Raw genomic sequence first — 16228 nt, 5'->3', positions numbered from 1 at the left:
GTGGAGGCGGCATGAAATTGATAGAGCTCGTCTACGTTAGCAAAGCTAGAAATAGGCTTGAACAAGATGAATTGGAAGGCATCTTATCAAAAGCCCGCAAAAACAATACCGGCCATGATATCACGGGACTTCTGCTTTATGATGGCTATGGTACCTTCATTCAAGTGTTAGAAGGACCTGAATCTTCAGTTGAACGGCTATTCGAAAAAATCAAAACAGATTCTCGCCACTCTGGTGTTAACAGAATCGGTTTCCATCAGATAAACAGCCGCAGCTTCCCTGATTGGAAGATGGGCTTTCGAGTGCTTGATCAAGACCTTGAATCTTCAATTCCTGGATATAGTGACTTTATGAAGCATAGGGGAGAGGTGCAATACCTTGTAGAGCACAAAAGTTTTGCCATGCAGATGGTGCACTATTTTGTGAAAAAAGATTAGGGAGAGAGGCATGTTATCATATTTCAAGATTGCTCATAAGGTCTACCTGCTAGGGTTTTTCCTACTTGGTGCGATACTTATTATGGGAGGGTTTGCTCTTCATCAAATGAATAAAATTGGTGTCGAATTAGTTGATATTGCAGAGCGAGATATCCCTCTTACTAAGGCTTTGACAGTATTAACAGAGCACCAGCTTGAGCAGGCGATTATGTTCGAACGAGCCTTAATTAAGGCTATCCGAGTAGAGCAAAATCTTGCGCCAATGAGTGCTTTCGTGGAATACAAAAATAAAGTAGAAAAAATTAGTATTAAAGTTGAGAAAGAAATAATGGAAGTTGAGCAATTTATTGCTGCAGCGATTCCAAAACTTCACAGCTCGAAAGCAAAAGCAAAGTTCGCAGCAAAATTGGCTGAACTTAAAAAAGTTGAAGATTCTTACCATTCTCTGGTGGATGAGGTTAAAGAAACGATGCGCTTGGGATCTCAAGGAGATATCGAGACCATGCTTGTGTATTCGAAAAAAGTAGAAAAACACGAAGATGAAATTGATAAATCATTAATCAAAATCTTGGATGATGTACAGAGTTTTACGTTAGCCAGCGCTTTGCAAGCCGAAGAAGATGAAAAATTTGCCATTAAATGGATGAGTGTCATCGCAGTTGTTTCATTGGTGTTTGGCATTATTATGCCTATTTGGATTGCTAAAGCTATTAGAAACCCCATAGTAACCTTGATTGGAAGGCTTCAGCAAGTTGCACAAGGGGACGGCGATTTAACCATCAGGCTTGATAGTAGTGCTAGAGATGAAACAGGCACAGTAGCCAGTGCTTTTAATACCTTTCTTGGCGTATTAACTGGAACCATTTCTGTGGTTAGCTCAAAAGCCGCAGAATTAGGTAAATCATCTGAATCTGCATTGGGTGCGATGCAACGAACACTAGCAAATGTTGAGAAACAACATAGAGATATTGAGCAGGTGGCGACGGCGATTAATGAAATGAACGCGACTACACAAGAAGTTGCAACGAGTACAGCTAACGCATCTGCGGTTACAGATGCGGCTAAAAAGCACGTTGTTGATGGGCAGAGAGAGTCATTGGAAATCCAGAAGATTATTGAAGAACTAACCAATGAAGTCACATCCTCATCAGGGGTGATTGAAAATCTGGTCTCTGAAACTAACAATATTGGAACCGTACTTGAATCTATTCAAGGGATTGCGGAGCAAACAAACCTGCTTGCGCTTAATGCAGCGATAGAGGCCGCTCGGGCAGGGGAAACAGGGCGAGGTTTTGCTGTGGTTGCCGATGAGGTACGTTCACTTGCACAACGTACTCAAGATGCGACAGTTGATATTCAACAATTAGTTGATCGATTGCAATCTGAAGCAAAAAATGCAGTAACCAGTATGCAAAAAGGGACAACTACAGCCCAATTGTGTTTAGAGAAAAGCACGCAATCGGCTAACACCTTCCTTTTAGCCGCTGAGTCTGTTAACGAGATCGCTGGCTTAAATGTGCAGATCGCGACCGCTGCGGAGGAGCAAGCTGTTGTAGTCAAAGATTTGGATGCCAATCTCACCAATATTAAGCTGCTGTCAGAAGAAACTGCCGAAGATTCTAGGCATACGGCTTCTGCAAGTGAGACAATTGCCAAAAATGTTATCGATTTACATCAGAACTTAAATAAGTTCCAAATCTGAGATTGTTGAGAGCCAACATCACTTTTTATATCTGTGAAGTAATGATTGAGGGATATGGCAGTAATCTTGAGGATAATGTGTAAGGCGGTCCTGGTGTTCAGGATCGCTTTTTACGTAATTGGTCAGTGGTAACACCTCAACGACAATATGACTGCTGTTAGGTTGAAGCTTAATAAAGTGTTTTGCTTTTTCTAAATGTTCACTATTTATACTATAAACACCTGTGCGGTATTTTTTACCTATATCTTGCCCTTGTTGGTTTAGGCTAAAGGGGTCGATGATCTCAAAAAAGAGTCGCATCAACTGCTCAATTGTTGTTTCTTGAGGATCAAATTGAGTACGAACACATTCAGCATAGCCATCATATTGTCCTGTAGTGTCGATATTCATACCATTTGCGCGTCCAGCTTCAGTTGCAATGACTCCTGGAAGATGTTTGATAAACTCTTGAACGCCCCACAGGCAACCGCCGGCAAAATATACCTCTTCCACTTATCTGTACTCCTATGACTTGCGACATCCTATTACACCAAAATTACAGTGCTAGGGGTAGGTTTTATTCTCTTCCTTAAAGACAACTAGCCAGCTTTAAGTTATTTATGGAGGGACAAGTTGGGTTTATAGTAGATAGGCATCTTAAAAAGCCTTTTAGATGCCTTAAATTGGCTATTTTAAGGTGTTTTAATCTATTGATTTTTAAAGCTTTATTTCGGTGGAAAACTCAATGGTGACAGTGGTAGGCTAGCGGCAACTAAGGAGACATTATGTCAACAAAGAATCAAACCTACTATCAGCAAGATTTTTCTCATCAAGATTTGCAATATGAAATTTATGAGGACTGCCAATTTATTCAATGTAACTTTGAACGTGCAGATTTACGTGATGCAAAATTTATCAATTGCCGCTTTATTGAAGCGCAGGCAATTGAAGGGTGCAGCTTTGCCTATGCGAAATTAAAGGACACCAGTTTTAGCAACTGTATGTTAGCGATGAGTGGGTTCGTTGGAGCCGATTGTTTTGGTATTGAATTTAGAAAATGTGATTTAAAAGGGGCAAATTTTCAAAGAGCTAATTTTATAAACCGCATCAGTGATACGGTATATTTTTGTTCTGCCTATATAACAGGGTGCAATTTGAGCTACACCAATTTTGAAAGAGCGCTGCTTGAGAAATGTGATTTGTATGAAAATCGGTGGAATGGAGCAAACTTATTTTCAGCGAACTTATCGGGGTCTGATTTATCCCGTGGAGAGTTTATTAAAGATCAATGGGGGGCATTTAAAGTTGAAGGTGCTGATCTCACTTATGTTGACTTAGAAGAGCTTGACATTCGCCGTGTACCATTAAATGGAGTGAAAATTTGCAGTTGGCAGCAAGATCAACTTTTATCTCAATTTGGCTTAATTGTTGTGGCGTAATTTTTTGGTTACGCCATACCAAGCGCAATCTTAATGGCGAAAGACAACATGCCTAAGAAGGTTACGCTAGCAAGCCATATGAATACGAACCAGGTTAACTTTTTCATCAGTGGTAATTCTCCCCATGCTTCATTTTTCCTCTGAAAATCCAATAGGTATAGGCACTGTATGAGATGATAAGTGGGAGTAGAAATACAGTGCCAGCAAGTAAGAATTTCAGACTTTCATCGGGAGCCGCTGCTTGATGATAAGTGAGGCTAAAAGGCACTAAATAAGGGAAGGTGCTTATTCCAAAGCCCAGAGCGGCAAGTCCAAACAAAGCAATACCACATAGGTAGGCTTTTAGTGCTTTGTGATTTTTTAAAGAGCGATAAAGCTGCCGTATAAACCATGCGGACAAAACCGGTATACACAATAATATTAAAGCGTTTGGAAAACTAAACCAGCGATCAAATATCAAGTTGTTTTGCAGTGGAAGCCATATACTCACAATCGCAATACATAACACCATGCCCATACCCCACCGCTTTGCAATGATCTCATAGCGGTCGGTTAGATCGCTTGGTAGTTTAATCATCAGCCAGCACGACCCTAACAAAACGTAAGCAAACACCAGCGCTAAAGCACAAAATAGACTAAAAGGACTTAACCAATCGAACCAAGTGCCTGCGTATGAGCGTCCCTCAACTTCGATTCCTTGCAATAGAGCGCCAAGCATTATCCCTTGCATAACCGTGGCAAGTAGTGAACCGACGAAAAAAGCAATATCCCATAAAAATTTCCCTTTGTTGGTTTTAAAACGATACTCAAATGAGACGCCACGTAAGATTAAGCCCAGCAACATAAGTATAAGAGGAGCATACAATGCTGGCATAACGACAGAGTAAGCTAATGGAAACACAGCGAACAAACCACCGCCACCGAGAACTAACCAAGTTTCATTCCCATCCCAAACAGGCGCTATGCTGTTCATCATCATATCTCGTTCCACTTCGCTATGAGCGCTGGGAAACAAAATGCCAATTCCAAGATCGAATCCATCGAGTATTACGTAGATGAGTACTGCAAGGCCAATCAAAGCGTACCAAATGAGCGCATAATCCATGTCGTTGTCCTTACGTTAAATGATTTGAATGGGAGGCTGGTGGTATGTCTGTCCCATCGGGTAGACGGCTGTCTAGTGAGCGTTCATATCTCGTTGGCGATTTGCGCATGAGTCGAAGCAAATAAAAAATACCTGCACCAAAAACTAAAAAGTAAAAGATGACAAAGGCCGTTAATGAGATACCAATTGCGGTTGCATCAATGGGGGAAGCCGATTCTGCGGTGGTGAGTAAGCCATATACTGTGAAAGGTTGGCGACCTACTTCAGTTGTTATCCAGCCTGCAAGTACGGCCACAAAGCCCGCTGGGCCAAAAGCAATACAAATCTTGTGGAACCAACGAACTTCGTAGAGGGTGTTTTTATATCTTAAGTACAAACTGCAAACACCAACAAACAGCATGCCAAAGCCTATGGCGACCATAGTTCTGAAACTCCAAAATACGATACTGACGGGGGGGTGTTCATCTTTTGGGAATGCATCGAGTCCTTTGACTTCTCCATTCCACTGATGAGTGAGGATGAGACTTCCTAGATGAGGTATTTCAAGTTTGTAATCAATAGTTTTGGTCTCATCATTGGGTATGCCAAATAAAATAAGCGGCGCACTTTTGTGGGATTGATAATGTCCTTCCATTGCCGCAACTTTGGCAGGTTGATGTTCTAGTGTGTTTAAACCATGCATGTCTCCAGCTATTATTTGCAATGGTGTTACAATTGCAGCCATCCACATCGCCATGGAAAACATGGTTCTTGCAAGAGGATTTTTGGGTGCTGAAAGTAGGTGGTAGGCACCAACAGCTGCGACAACAAAGGACGTTGTTAAATAGGCAGCAAGCAGCATGTGTACCAATCGATAAGGAAATGATGGGTTAAAAACAATTTCAAACCAGCTTTCGGGAACAAACTGTCCAACATCATTGATAGAAAATCCGGCTGGAGTTTGCATCCAACTATTAACTGAGAGTATCCAAAATGCTGAGAGAAATGTACCAAATGCAACTATGCAGGTAGACATAAAATGTAGCTTTTTGCCAACCCGTTCCATGCCAAATAACATCACACCTAGAAATCCAGCTTCGAGGAAGAAAGCCGTGAAGACTTCATAGCCCATCAATGGACCTAATATGGGCCCGGTTTTATCAGCGAATACACTCCAATTAGTACCAAACTGATAACTAAGAACTATGCCACTGACCACTCCCATGCCAAAACTAATCGCAAATATTTTGATCCAGTATTTGAAAAGTTGAAGATATTTATCTTCTTTTGTTTTGAGCCATAGACCTTCTAGCACAGCTAAATAGCTGGCAAGACCGATAGTGAAGGCTGGAAAAATAATGTGGAAGGCAACCGTAAAGGCGAACTGAAATCTGGCTAAATCCACTGCTAACGTATCCATAATCATTTCCCGCTGGTGGTACATCTATTTTCTACGGTGCTGCGACAACGAATGTTCAATTTAAGCCAAATTTTTTATTGCTCTTATTACGATTCTGTTTCGTATCGAAATATATCGGTTTTTCAGGAAGTATAACTATGAACTTGAAATCAAAACTAGAAGCAATCGCTCCGACGTTTGAGCCGGGTGGTAAGTACGAAAAGTTTTATCCAGTATTTGAGGCAGTCGCCACCATCCTTTACACACCAGGAATGGTTAACAAAGGGGCAACACATGTTCGAGACAGTATTGATCTGAAACGCATCATGATTTTTGTCTGGCTAGCGACTTTTCCAACTATGTTTTGGGGTATGTACAATATTGGTAATCAGGCTGTTTTGGCATTAATGAGTCAGTACACTCCACAAGACTTAGAATCTATTGTCGCTGAAAGTTGGAGATTGGCGTTTGCTTTTGGCAGTTACCAAGGTTTGGTCGAGGCAGGCTGGGTTAGTAAGATGTTGTTAGGTGCTACCCATTTCTTGCCTATCTATTTAACGGTATTTGTTGTTGGTGGTTTTTGGGAAGTCCTATTTGCTGTGGTCAGAAAGCATGAAATTAACGAAGGCTTTTTTGTCAGTTCTGTTCTGTTTGCTTTGATCTTACCTCCAACTATACCGCTATGGCAGGCCGCATTAGGCATTTCATTCGGTATTGTGGTAGCCAAAGAAATTTTTGGAGGCACAGGTCGTAACTTTTTAAATCCTGCGTTAGCAGGAAGAGCATTCTTATACTTTGCTTATCCGGCTAATATGTCTGGGGGTAGCGTGTGGGTAGCCGCTGACGGATACTCAGGTGCCACGCCATTGAGTCAGTGGTATGAGGGTGAAAGTGATAATTTAATCAATAAAATGACAGGGGAGGCAATTACATGGAATGATGCTTTTCTGGGTAATATCCCGGGCTCAATTGGTGAGGGCTCCACATTGCTTGTGATGTTAGGTGGTATAATTTTAATCGGAATGCGTATCGCTTCATGGAGGATTGTCGCAGGCGTTATTCTTGGATTGTTTGTCGGCTCAACCATACTTAACCTAATCGGATCACAAACCAACCCTATGTTCTCTATGCCATTTTACTGGCACTTTGTTTTGGGCGGCGTCGCTTTTGGTACTTTCTTTATGGCAACAGACCCTGTTTCTGCTGCTTATACCAACTCAGGGAAATGGGCATATGGTATTTTGATTGGACTGATGGCAATTTTAATACGAGTGCTCAATCCTGCTTATCCGGAAGGGATTATGCTGGCTATTTTGTTTGCTAATCTATTTGCTCCCCTGTTTGATTTTATTACCAAGGAAGCAAATGCTAAGAGAAGGCGGCAGAGAGCTACCCGTTTGAGATAGCATCATAGTTATTTACCATGGTAGTGATTGCCCATCGTAGGCCAAAAACCTGCCATTTGATTCTGGGGTCGCTTTTTCCATGATATCCAGAATATCAGCTGCTACTTTATCTGGGCTAAAAAGTTTCCCTTCCGGAACATTGGCTTGAAAAGGCTTTGAAAGCGGCGTATCGGTTGTCCCTGGGTGAATCGATAAAATGCAGGCTTTTGGTATTTGCCTTGACCACTCAATACTTATGTTCTTTATTAGCATATTGAGGGCAGCTTTGGACGAACGGTAACTGTACCAACCACCTAGTTTGTTGTCTTCAATACTTCCTACTTTAGCGGAAATAGTGACAAATTTAGGTTGCTCGCTTGCACTTAGGCAAGCAGAAAAATGTTTTGCAATCATTAATGTGGGTAGAGCATTTACTGACATACTATGCAAGAAAAAATCAGGCTGACAAGATTGAAGGTTTTTCTCTGGGCCATGAATTGTGGAATGTAAAAGCCCCACAGCGTTAATAATCCAGTCTATCGATGAAAATTGAGAGGAGAGATTTTTTAATTCCTGTTCAGAGGTGATGTCAATACGATGCCAAGTAATGTCATTAGCAAGGTCATCTGGTTTTTGATTATGGTAAGTAGCGTGAAGGTCGACGTTTGTTTTTTGACTCAGTACGCATTTGCACAGTGAGTGGCCAATTCCTCCATTTCCACCAAAAATAAGTACTTTCATATGCTCGCCTATGTCGCTGTATTTACTAAAGATAAGCATAAAATTATAGCTAGTTTCTCTTAATAATGGGTTTCTTGTCGGTTTGTGTGACTCTATTCACGCAACTAATAAAGATTTATAAAGAAACCTATAAAAATTTCGTTTGTCACTAAAGATCGTAAATCTATACGCTACGTTTATATGAAACTATCACCTTATTTGTTTTGAGGACAATTAACGATGCTATTGATTCGGAGAAGTTTTGTGGTGGCGCTACTCTGTTTTGCTGCGTTCGGAGCTGCCACCTTAGGTTTTAGTCAATACAATTGGCGAGAAAACCCTCGCACACCAGAGGTCAGAGTAGGCGTGTCTTTGACCCCTTTGGCTTCGCCTTTTTTGATTGCAGAGCATTTAGGCTTGTTTGAAGATCATGGTCTTAAAGTTTCTCTTTTTCCTTGTGCGAGTAGCATGGCATGTACTCAACTTATGTTAAATCGTGATGTGGAATATGCGACGGCCTCTGAATCTGTTGTGATGTTTCAGAGCTTTGAACAGAGAGATTTAGCGTTGCTGGTCAGTTTTGTGGAATCGGATAATGACTTAAAACTTTTGGCATTAAATACATCTGATATCAATCAGATAAGTCAGCTAGAGGGCAAAAAGGTCGGTGTTGTAAAAGGAAGTGCCAGTGAGTTTTATTTTGACTCAGTTTTGATCGCGAATAACCATAAAGCGTTAAATGTTGAAAAGGTATATTTACAGCCTCATGAACTTGTCCCTGCCTTGCTTTCGTTTAGTGTTGAAGCGATTTCAGCTTGGGAACCAATGGGGTATAAAGCAGATATACAGTCAACCTCGGAAGTGAAAAATCTAGGTATACCAGGGATTTATCAGCATTCATTTAATTTGTTGTCGACAGCTCCCTACCTAGAGTTTGCAGGGCAAGAGCCGGTATATTTACTTAAAGCGCTTGATGAGGCGGTAGAGTGGATAAACGCAAACCCCGATCAAGCATCTCGGATAATAGCAAAAAGGCTGAATATTCCTTTAAATCAAGTTAAGTGGTCTTGGGAAGATTATGTTTTCCGTTTGTCTCTGGGTAATTCACTACTTTCCAATTTACAATTACAAGCAAGGTGGGCATTAGAAGAAGGTTTAGTGGTTAATGATCAGCCTGATTTTAGAGAGTTACTTTTTACACAACCGTATCAACAAATTATTGCTTTGAGAGACTAAGCTATGTTGAATTCATTGTTTAAAAAGCTATTTGTTTTATCAACCACAACTTTAATGCTGACATTATTCATTATTATCTCTTTTGTCAGAGTAGCCGCTGAACAGCGAGAAACTAAAGTAGAGTTGGATCAGATTATTGATTTGCAACTTTCGGTAGATTTACTTAGAAGTCAACTATGGTTTTTTCTCCAGTTTGGTGATGGACTTAGCCTTAATCAAGTTGAATTGGCGCAAACGGATCTAGCTACCAAGCTATCAGAATATGAAAAAGGTAATAATCACTTGGGTAATATCCAACGAATGAATTACAGTCTGAACGCATTGCTCAACAAAGAAAAACAGGTCTATGTTCATGAGAAAAATGGGCTAGATGAGCAGGGTCCAGAAAGTGTTAATTTGAGAGGCTTTCTTCACTCTAGGTACAATATGATAGTACAAAATATGACTGAAGAATTAGCATATGTCCATCAATCAGTACTCAATCGTAATACAGATAATGTTCATAGTGTCATGATGTATGCGGCTGCTTGGTTAATAATTTGTTCAATTCTAGTGAGCGTTACTGCTTGGCTGATCTCCTTTCGGTTCAAGTCTGGTGTAGAAGCGATGAAAAAGGCTATTATGAATTTAGCTGAAGGTAATCTTAACTCTAAAGTTGAAGTTGTGAGTATGGATGCAGAGTTTAGGAGCATGGCATTTTTTTTCAATGAGATGACAGTGTCTCTATGTGACACTACCGTGACCAAGAAAGAATTAGAAAATGAAGTTAAGCGCCAAACGAAGCAACTGATCCATAAACAAGAGCAACTAATATTTCTTTCAGAGCATGATCCGCTAACCAATTTAATGAACCGCCGAGCTTTCGATAGAGCTTTGGAAAATGCGATTGTGAAAGCCAGCCGCAGCCACTGCAAATTGGCGATTTTTTTTATTGATCTTGATGAGTTTAAGTCAGTTAATGATACTTTTGGGCATGATGCTGGTGATGCTATTTTAGTCGAAGTGTCTAATAGAATCCTTACCGCAATACGAGAATCTGATTTTGCGTGCCGTCTAGGAGGCGATGAGTTTGTTGTATGTCTTGATTTGCTCCATAACTTTGAGGTTGTTTCAGCAAAAGCAGAACAACTGTTAGAAGCCATTAATCTACCAATCGAATTTAATGGCCGCAGATTAAAAGTGGGGGCTAGTATTGGAGTAAGTTACTTCCCCGATCACACAAGGAACAAGGAAGTATTAGTTAATCTAGCAGATGAAGCCATGTATCGTGCTAAGCAAATGGTAGGACCTGCTTGTTTTTATGGTCGAACGACGGTTTGTAAAAAGGGTGCCTCGTCAGTACGCTGACTTCGATTAATAATTATGGCCTTTATGGTTTAACGCATGGTTAAACTGTTCTATATCTTTGTTGTCAATGTGATAACCATTACGAGCACTTGCATGAAGAGTGGCTACGTAATGGATCTTATTATATTCGAAAAATTCACTGAAAAATGCTCTAAATATTGGACAAATTCTGCGATTTCCCGAGCTTGATACAACAAAGCCTCGTTTTGATGTGAGTAAACTTGTTTGGTTCTTTAATCTTGGTGACTCTCCAAGCTCGGTTATTCTATCAATCAGGTTTTTCATTGGTGCAGTGACTGAATACCAGTAAACAGGCGAGGCGAAGACGATATTTTTAGTGTTTCTTATTTTATCGATCAAACCATAAAAATCGTCATCTGGATATTGATTATCATAGCGGTAGGGTGTGATGTTAAGTGTATCGATAAAAATAACCTCGCATTCGTGGTCAGCATGAATTTTGCCGATTGTTTTTGCTGTATTACCACTTTTATTCGCACTTGAGAATAGGATTAAAGTTTGCATTATTCGCCCCATGATTGTTGAGAAGTCTTAAACCTAATATCTCAACCATACTTGAGGTCAATAATAAACTTTAGAGGTTTTCTATGCGCGATAAGGTTTTAGTGTTTTTAAAACTAATCCCTATGACTTCGCAGCAGATTGTTTTTAGAATTATATGTGCAGTATATTTTATATTTGTTATCTATGTCATTAAAAAGAATAGCAAATATTAATATGAGGGTTTATTCATATACTATTGTTGTCGACTTTGTATTTTGTCCGTATAAAAATTGTTCTTCATATTCTTAAAAGGATTGTGTATGCGAGTGAGGATGTTGCGTTGGTGTCTCCCTGTAATCATATTAGGAGTGGCATACGGTAGCTATGTCGCTATCTCTTCAGGTAATGCAGAAGCATTAGAAACCAAGCCAACTAATACATCAGTAACTGTCAAAGTATCTCCCCTCCGTTCTAACGATCATAATGTTGTTATTACCAGTCATGGTGAGGTTTCTCCTGTTGAGGTTACTCAACTTTCTGTTCAGGTTTCAGGTGAAGTTGTCAGCTGGCACCCAAGTTTTGTCGTTGGTGGTATTGTTAAAAAAGGTGAGGTCTTATTTTCGATTGAAAGTGAGAACTACTATGCAGCTGTACTTCAGGCAGAGGCTGACTTAGCTTCGGCTCAAGCGTCTTTGATAGAGGAAAAAGCTAAAGCTGAAGTTGCAAAGCGTCAAGCGAAAAATGTCCCTTCCAGCCAGGTCACAGACCTATATCTGCGCAAACCTCAGGTTCTTAGTACTCAAGCTCAGGTTAAATCAGCTATGGCATCGTTAAAAAGGGCAAAGCGGGATCTTGATAAATGTCGTGTAGTTGCTCCTTACAATGCTCTTGTTGTTGAGCGAGAAATTGGCGTGGGACAATATATTTCGGCAGGTACTCGGGTCGCGACCTTAAACAATATTGAAGCCGCTGAAATCCATATTCCGATTGCTGGCTTTGATAGTGTTTTTTTACCTCAAGAATACGGTAGTGTTACAGCTAAAGTGACCCGTGAAGGAATCACTAATATTGAACGTGAGGGAAAAATCGAGAGAGATTTAGGTGTGATTGATAGTGCAACGCGCATGACAAATTTGGTAGTAAAAGTGGCCGACCCCTACGCGTTATCTTCCAATGCACCTCCCCTCCAGTTTGGTTCATATGTTGAAGTACAGTTTGTCGGAAAAACGTTAAAACATGTTTATCGTCTACCTCAAGAGTTAGTGAATAATAGCCAAGTGTGGGTGGTGAATGAGAATGGTGAGCTTGAGCCTCGTATTGTTAATATATTAAGAGCTGAACAGGAGTTTATGCTCATAAATGAAGGTCTAAAAGATAGCGATCGCCTTGTATTAACTGTACCTGAGTACCCACAAAAAGGAACTCGAGTAGAGCTAACTATCGTTGATAATCCTTTTAAACAATAGGGTGGGCAGCATGGATGATATCAAATCTAAAGGATTAATTGCCTATTTTGCCCACAACCCTGTGGCCGCAAATCTTATAATGGTGTTCGTTTTGATAGTGGGCACTGTGAGTTTTTTCTTTATTCAAAGACAAATGTTTCCCAACCTTGAGGTTAACTATATTTACGTCAATGTTCAGTATCCAGGGGCTTCTCCTCAAGAGATCGAAGAGAGCATTCTGATAAAAATAGAAGAGTCTTTGAAAAATGTATCTGGAATAAAAAAAGCGGTAACAACTGTTTTTCGAGGTAGCGGCTCTATTGAGATAGAAGTGGACGTAGATCGTAAAATAGAAGATGTTCTTGTTAAGGTTCAACAAAAGGTAGACTCGATATCCAATTTTCCGCTAGATATGGAGCCTATTCAAGTTTTTCAATATGAATTTCAGCAAGATGTTATCGAAATGGTTTTAGTCGGCGATCGTTCGTTATTGGAACTTAAACCCATAGCTAAGCAAATTGAAGATGAACTGTTGCAATTAAACAATGTTGCTCTGGTTGATTTGAGTGCACCGGAATATGAAATTGGTATTGAAGTCGCGCCGGAAATGCTGCGTAAGTATAACCTGACATTGACGGACATTAGCAAGGCCATCCAACAATATTCTGCCAATTATTCAGCAGGTGAAGTTAGAACGGATGGAGGGCTGATATCGGTTAGGATTGAAAACCAATATTACAATGGTGAAGAATTTCGATATATACCCGTTAAGATTGGTGCGAATGGGAGCATGGTATTACTGCAAGATATTGCCAAGATTAAGGATGGCTTTACCGAAGAAGAACGTTATTTTAAATACTCTGGACAAAACGCAATTTATCTTTCTGTCAAAGCAACCAAAGATCAAAACATGGTGACAGTTGCTGAATCTGTCAAAGCTTATATTGAGCAAAAGAACCCTCAACTTCCGGTAGATCTCAAGATAAAGACACTGGTTGATATGACTTATTATTTAAATGCTCGTCTTGACATGATGCTAAAGAATTTATTGCAAGGTGCTGTACTTGTAGCCTTGATGCTGAGTTTATTTTTGCGCGTTAAACTTGCAATGTGGGTGATGATTGGTTTACCAGTCTGCTTTTTGGGAGCCGTTATGCTTATGCCATTGGTAGGTGTGAGTATTAATATCGTATCATTATTTGCCTTTATTATGGTGCTGGGCATCGTTGTTGATGATGCCATTGTTATTGGCGAAAGTGCATACACTGAAATAGAGAAGCAAGGCAGTGGTATCAATAGTGTTGTAGAGGGTACATTAAGGGTAGCGACACCTGCGACATTTGGAGTCCTGACAACAATCGCTGTTTTTGCACCTTTCCTTTTGTCAAAAGGTATTGAAAGTGCTTTCTTTTTTGGTATTGCCTCCATTGTCATTCTTTGCTTGATTTTTAGTCTAATTGAATCCAAGTTGATTTTGCCTTCACATTTGGCCCATTCAACGTTTAAACCGATTAAAAAGGGTAGTTGGCGAGACCGATTTAACCGTGGCTTTTTTAACTTCGTTAATGGTCCATACCGTCGTTGTGTAACCTTTTGTACCTATTGGCGCTGGAGCGTACTGGCAAGTTTTATTGCTATATTGGTGGTGAGTATTGCTTTAGTTATGAGCGATCATGTGCGTATTATACCTTCCCCTAAAGTTCCTCACGATTTTCCGACGATAAAACTCATTATGAATGATAATGTGTCGAGTGAACAGACAATTGAGGCACTCAAAGCAATTGAAAGTACCGTGCTATATGTTGATCAACAAATTGAGCAGCACACGGGACAAAAGATGATTCGAGACATACTCACATTTAATCAAGGGCGGAAGGAAGGCCTAATGGTGATTGCACTTGTTGATGAAGAAAAACGTCCATTTAATACCTTTGAACTAGCCCGCCGATGGCGTGAGGCAATACCAAGTATTCCCGGCAAAAAAATGCTGACTGTGTCAGATAATGTTAATGATAGTGGTAAAGGCGATGAATTTGGTTTTTTGCTGTATGGATCAGATATAGAGACGCTTAATGGGGCTGGTAGGGCGCTAATTTTGGATCTGAAGCAGCAAGAAGGGCTATTTGATATTTCGTCATCAATGGACGCTGGAAGTAAAGAAATACTCCTCTCACTTAAGCCTATTGCTTATGACTTAGGTATTAGCTTATCTGATATTGGTGCACAGGTTGGTGGAAGTTTTTATGGTGGTGAAGCACAGCGTTTGATAAGAGAAGGAGAGGAAATCAGAGTGATGGTTCGTTACCCTAAGTTAACAAGAGAAGCATTCGCCTCATTACGCTACGCTTTGATCACTACGCCTGAGGGACAAAAGGTGATGTTGGGGGATGTGGTGAATATTGTCCAGCAGCCAGGTATTAGCAGTATACGCCGTGAAGGTGGCTTTCGAAGTGTTTATGTGTATGGTTCCATTGATGAGGAGCTAGTTGAACCCGATGAAGTTGTTGCTCAGGTGAATGAATTGATTTTGCCAAGTATTTTAGCTCAATACATTGGAGTTAAAAGTCAACTAGGCGGTTCAATTGAAGAACAGCAAGCACAGCAGGATGAGCAAATAATTTTCTTTGTGGCAGGTATGATCATTGTTTATATACTACTTGCGGTTCCACTCAAGAGTTATACCCAGCCTTTAATCATTATGTCGGTCATTCCATTCAGTCTTACTGGTGCTATTTGGGGACATTATTGGTTTGGTATTGATTTGAGTATGATGTCAACGTTTGGGCTTATTGCTGCGGCAGGTGTGGTAGTCAATGATTCTTTAATCATGACAGATTACGTGAACCAAGTTAGAACTAAAGGTTTTTCAATCAAAGAAGCCGTTATAGAGGCTGGTTGCGCTAGATTTCGGGCTATTGTTTTAACATCAATGACTACTTTTGCTGGAGTCTTACCCATCATGTTTGAGACCAGTTTACAAGCTAGGTTTGTTATTCCTATGGCTGTAGCTTTAGGCTTTGCAGTTTTATTTGCTACAATGTTGACGTTGATTTTAGTTCCTTGTTTGTACTTGATTTTAGGAGATCTACAAGGCATGACTCAAAGATTAAACTATCGATTAATAAGGCAAAAGTTGTTTCGTTAGGAATGTTAAAAACAAGGTATTAAAGCCATGTGCTTTGTCTGCATGATTTTCAGTTATCTACAGATTTGCTTTTAGAATACCGATGTCCTAAGTCAGCGATTTTATAAATAATTTAAATTCAAAGTATTTAATCTACTTTCAGTTGAAAAGTGTTAAAAATTGGTCTTACCTCTTTTTTTTTAGCTCGCGCAGGGATTTAATTTGGGATCGATTCCCTAAAAAAATATTCATAGTTTCGCAACTAGTTTAATCTAAACATATTTTTACATTTATCTGCTCTATGTTATTTAATAATAAAGATATTTTTAAACATATGTTGTGGATTACTTGTATTATGTATGGGTACTATAGAGCATATGTGTGATTGCTCTACCAGGTGTATAGTCCCCAGTTGTTTATAACAAAC

13 protein-coding genes are annotated in these 16228 nt (G+C 40.0%); 8 read left to right on the top strand and 5 right to left on the bottom strand.

The window, feature by feature from the left end:
• Positions 1–11 precede the first annotated feature (11 nt).
• Both OCV27_RS15095 and OCV27_RS15090 read left to right on the top strand, forming a co-directional pair.
• Entirely contained in the window at positions 12–437 is a 426-nt protein-coding gene (locus OCV27_RS15095) for a BLUF domain-containing protein (protein WP_125319975.1), read from the top strand.
• 10 nt (positions 438–447) lie between these two features.
• Positions 448–2139 carry a methyl-accepting chemotaxis protein gene (locus OCV27_RS15090; protein ID WP_125319976.1) on the top strand — a complete coding sequence of 564 codons (1692 nt, stop codon included), beginning with the start codon at positions 448–450 and terminating at the stop codon, positions 2137–2139.
• Positions 2140–2157: 18 nt separating this feature from the next.
• Here OCV27_RS15090 and OCV27_RS15085 read toward each other — a convergent pair whose 3' ends face one another.
• The gene (locus OCV27_RS15085; protein WP_125319977.1) at positions 2158–2631 is read right to left on the bottom strand and encodes a peptide-methionine (S)-S-oxide reductase; all 474 of its coding nucleotides are present in this window, start codon (positions 2629–2631) and stop codon (positions 2158–2160) included.
• Between the two features lie 272 nt (positions 2632–2903).
• On the opposite strand from OCV27_RS15085, the gene OCV27_RS15080 reads away from it, so the two are divergent.
• Positions 2904–3557 (top strand): Qnr family pentapeptide repeat protein, encoded by a 654-nt coding sequence (locus tag OCV27_RS15080; protein WP_125319978.1) that lies wholly within the window; start codon positions 2904–2906, stop codon positions 3555–3557.
• A 106-nt stretch (positions 3558–3663) separates the two neighbouring features.
• On the opposite strand, the gene cydB is transcribed toward OCV27_RS15080, so the two are convergent.
• The gene (cydB, locus tag OCV27_RS15075; protein WP_125319980.1) at positions 3664–4662 is read right to left on the bottom strand and encodes a cytochrome d ubiquinol oxidase subunit II; all 999 of its coding nucleotides are present in this window, start codon (positions 4660–4662) and stop codon (positions 3664–3666) included.
• A 10-nt stretch (positions 4663–4672) separates the two neighbouring features.
• Positions 4673–6061, bottom strand: coding sequence for a cytochrome ubiquinol oxidase subunit I (locus tag OCV27_RS15070; protein ID WP_125319981.1), 1389 nt, complete (start codon positions 6059–6061; stop codon positions 4673–4675).
• A 137-nt stretch (positions 6062–6198) separates the two neighbouring features.
• Here OCV27_RS15070 and OCV27_RS15065 point away from each other — a divergent pair, with 137 nt between their 5' ends.
• Positions 6199–7446 carry an NADH:ubiquinone reductase (Na(+)-transporting) subunit B gene (locus tag OCV27_RS15065; protein WP_125319982.1) on the top strand — a complete coding sequence of 416 codons (1248 nt, stop codon included), beginning with the start codon at positions 6199–6201 and terminating at the stop codon, positions 7444–7446.
• A gap of 12 nt (positions 7447–7458) precedes the next feature.
• On the opposite strand, the gene OCV27_RS15060 is transcribed toward OCV27_RS15065, so the two are convergent.
• Positions 7459–8166, bottom strand: a complete 708-nt coding sequence (locus OCV27_RS15060) for an SDR family oxidoreductase (protein WP_125319983.1) — start codon at positions 8164–8166, stop codon at positions 7459–7461.
• 219 nt (positions 8167–8385) lie between these two features.
• Here OCV27_RS15060 and OCV27_RS15055 point away from each other — a divergent pair, with 219 nt between their 5' ends.
• Together OCV27_RS15055 and OCV27_RS15050 are read left to right on the top strand one after the other, a co-directional pair.
• On the top strand, positions 8386–9381 hold the full coding sequence (locus tag OCV27_RS15055; protein ID WP_125319984.1) for an ABC transporter substrate-binding protein: 996 nt from the start codon (positions 8386–8388) through the stop codon (positions 9379–9381).
• Between the two features lie 3 nt (positions 9382–9384).
• Positions 9385–10728: a diguanylate cyclase domain-containing protein gene (locus tag OCV27_RS15050; RefSeq protein WP_125319985.1), complete on the top strand. Its 1344-nt coding sequence runs from the start codon at positions 9385–9387 to the stop codon at positions 10726–10728.
• Between the two features lie 6 nt (positions 10729–10734).
• Here the strand turns inward: OCV27_RS15050 and OCV27_RS15045 are convergent, their stop codons facing one another.
• Entirely contained in the window at positions 10735–11253 is a 519-nt protein-coding gene (locus OCV27_RS15045; RefSeq protein WP_125319986.1) for a flavodoxin family protein, read from the bottom strand.
• Positions 11254–11552: 299 nt separating this feature from the next.
• Here OCV27_RS15045 and OCV27_RS15040 point away from each other — a divergent pair, with 299 nt between their 5' ends.
• Both OCV27_RS15040 and OCV27_RS15035 read left to right on the top strand, forming a co-directional pair.
• The gene (locus OCV27_RS15040) at positions 11553–12698 is read left to right on the top strand and encodes an efflux RND transporter periplasmic adaptor subunit (protein ID WP_125319987.1); all 1146 of its coding nucleotides are present in this window, start codon (positions 11553–11555) and stop codon (positions 12696–12698) included.
• Positions 12699–12708: 10 nt separating this feature from the next.
• Positions 12709–15822 (top strand): efflux RND transporter permease subunit, encoded by a 3114-nt coding sequence (locus OCV27_RS15035; RefSeq protein ID WP_125319988.1) that lies wholly within the window; start codon positions 12709–12711, stop codon positions 15820–15822.
• The last annotated feature ends 406 nt before the right edge of the window (positions 15823–16228 follow it).

The sequence above is a fragment of the Vibrio pectenicida genome, from assembly GCA_024347015.1.
Classification (GTDB): Bacteria; Pseudomonadota; Gammaproteobacteria; order Enterobacterales; family Vibrionaceae; genus Vibrio; species Vibrio pectenicida.
This window is presented reverse-complemented; position numbering and strand designations above follow the sequence as displayed.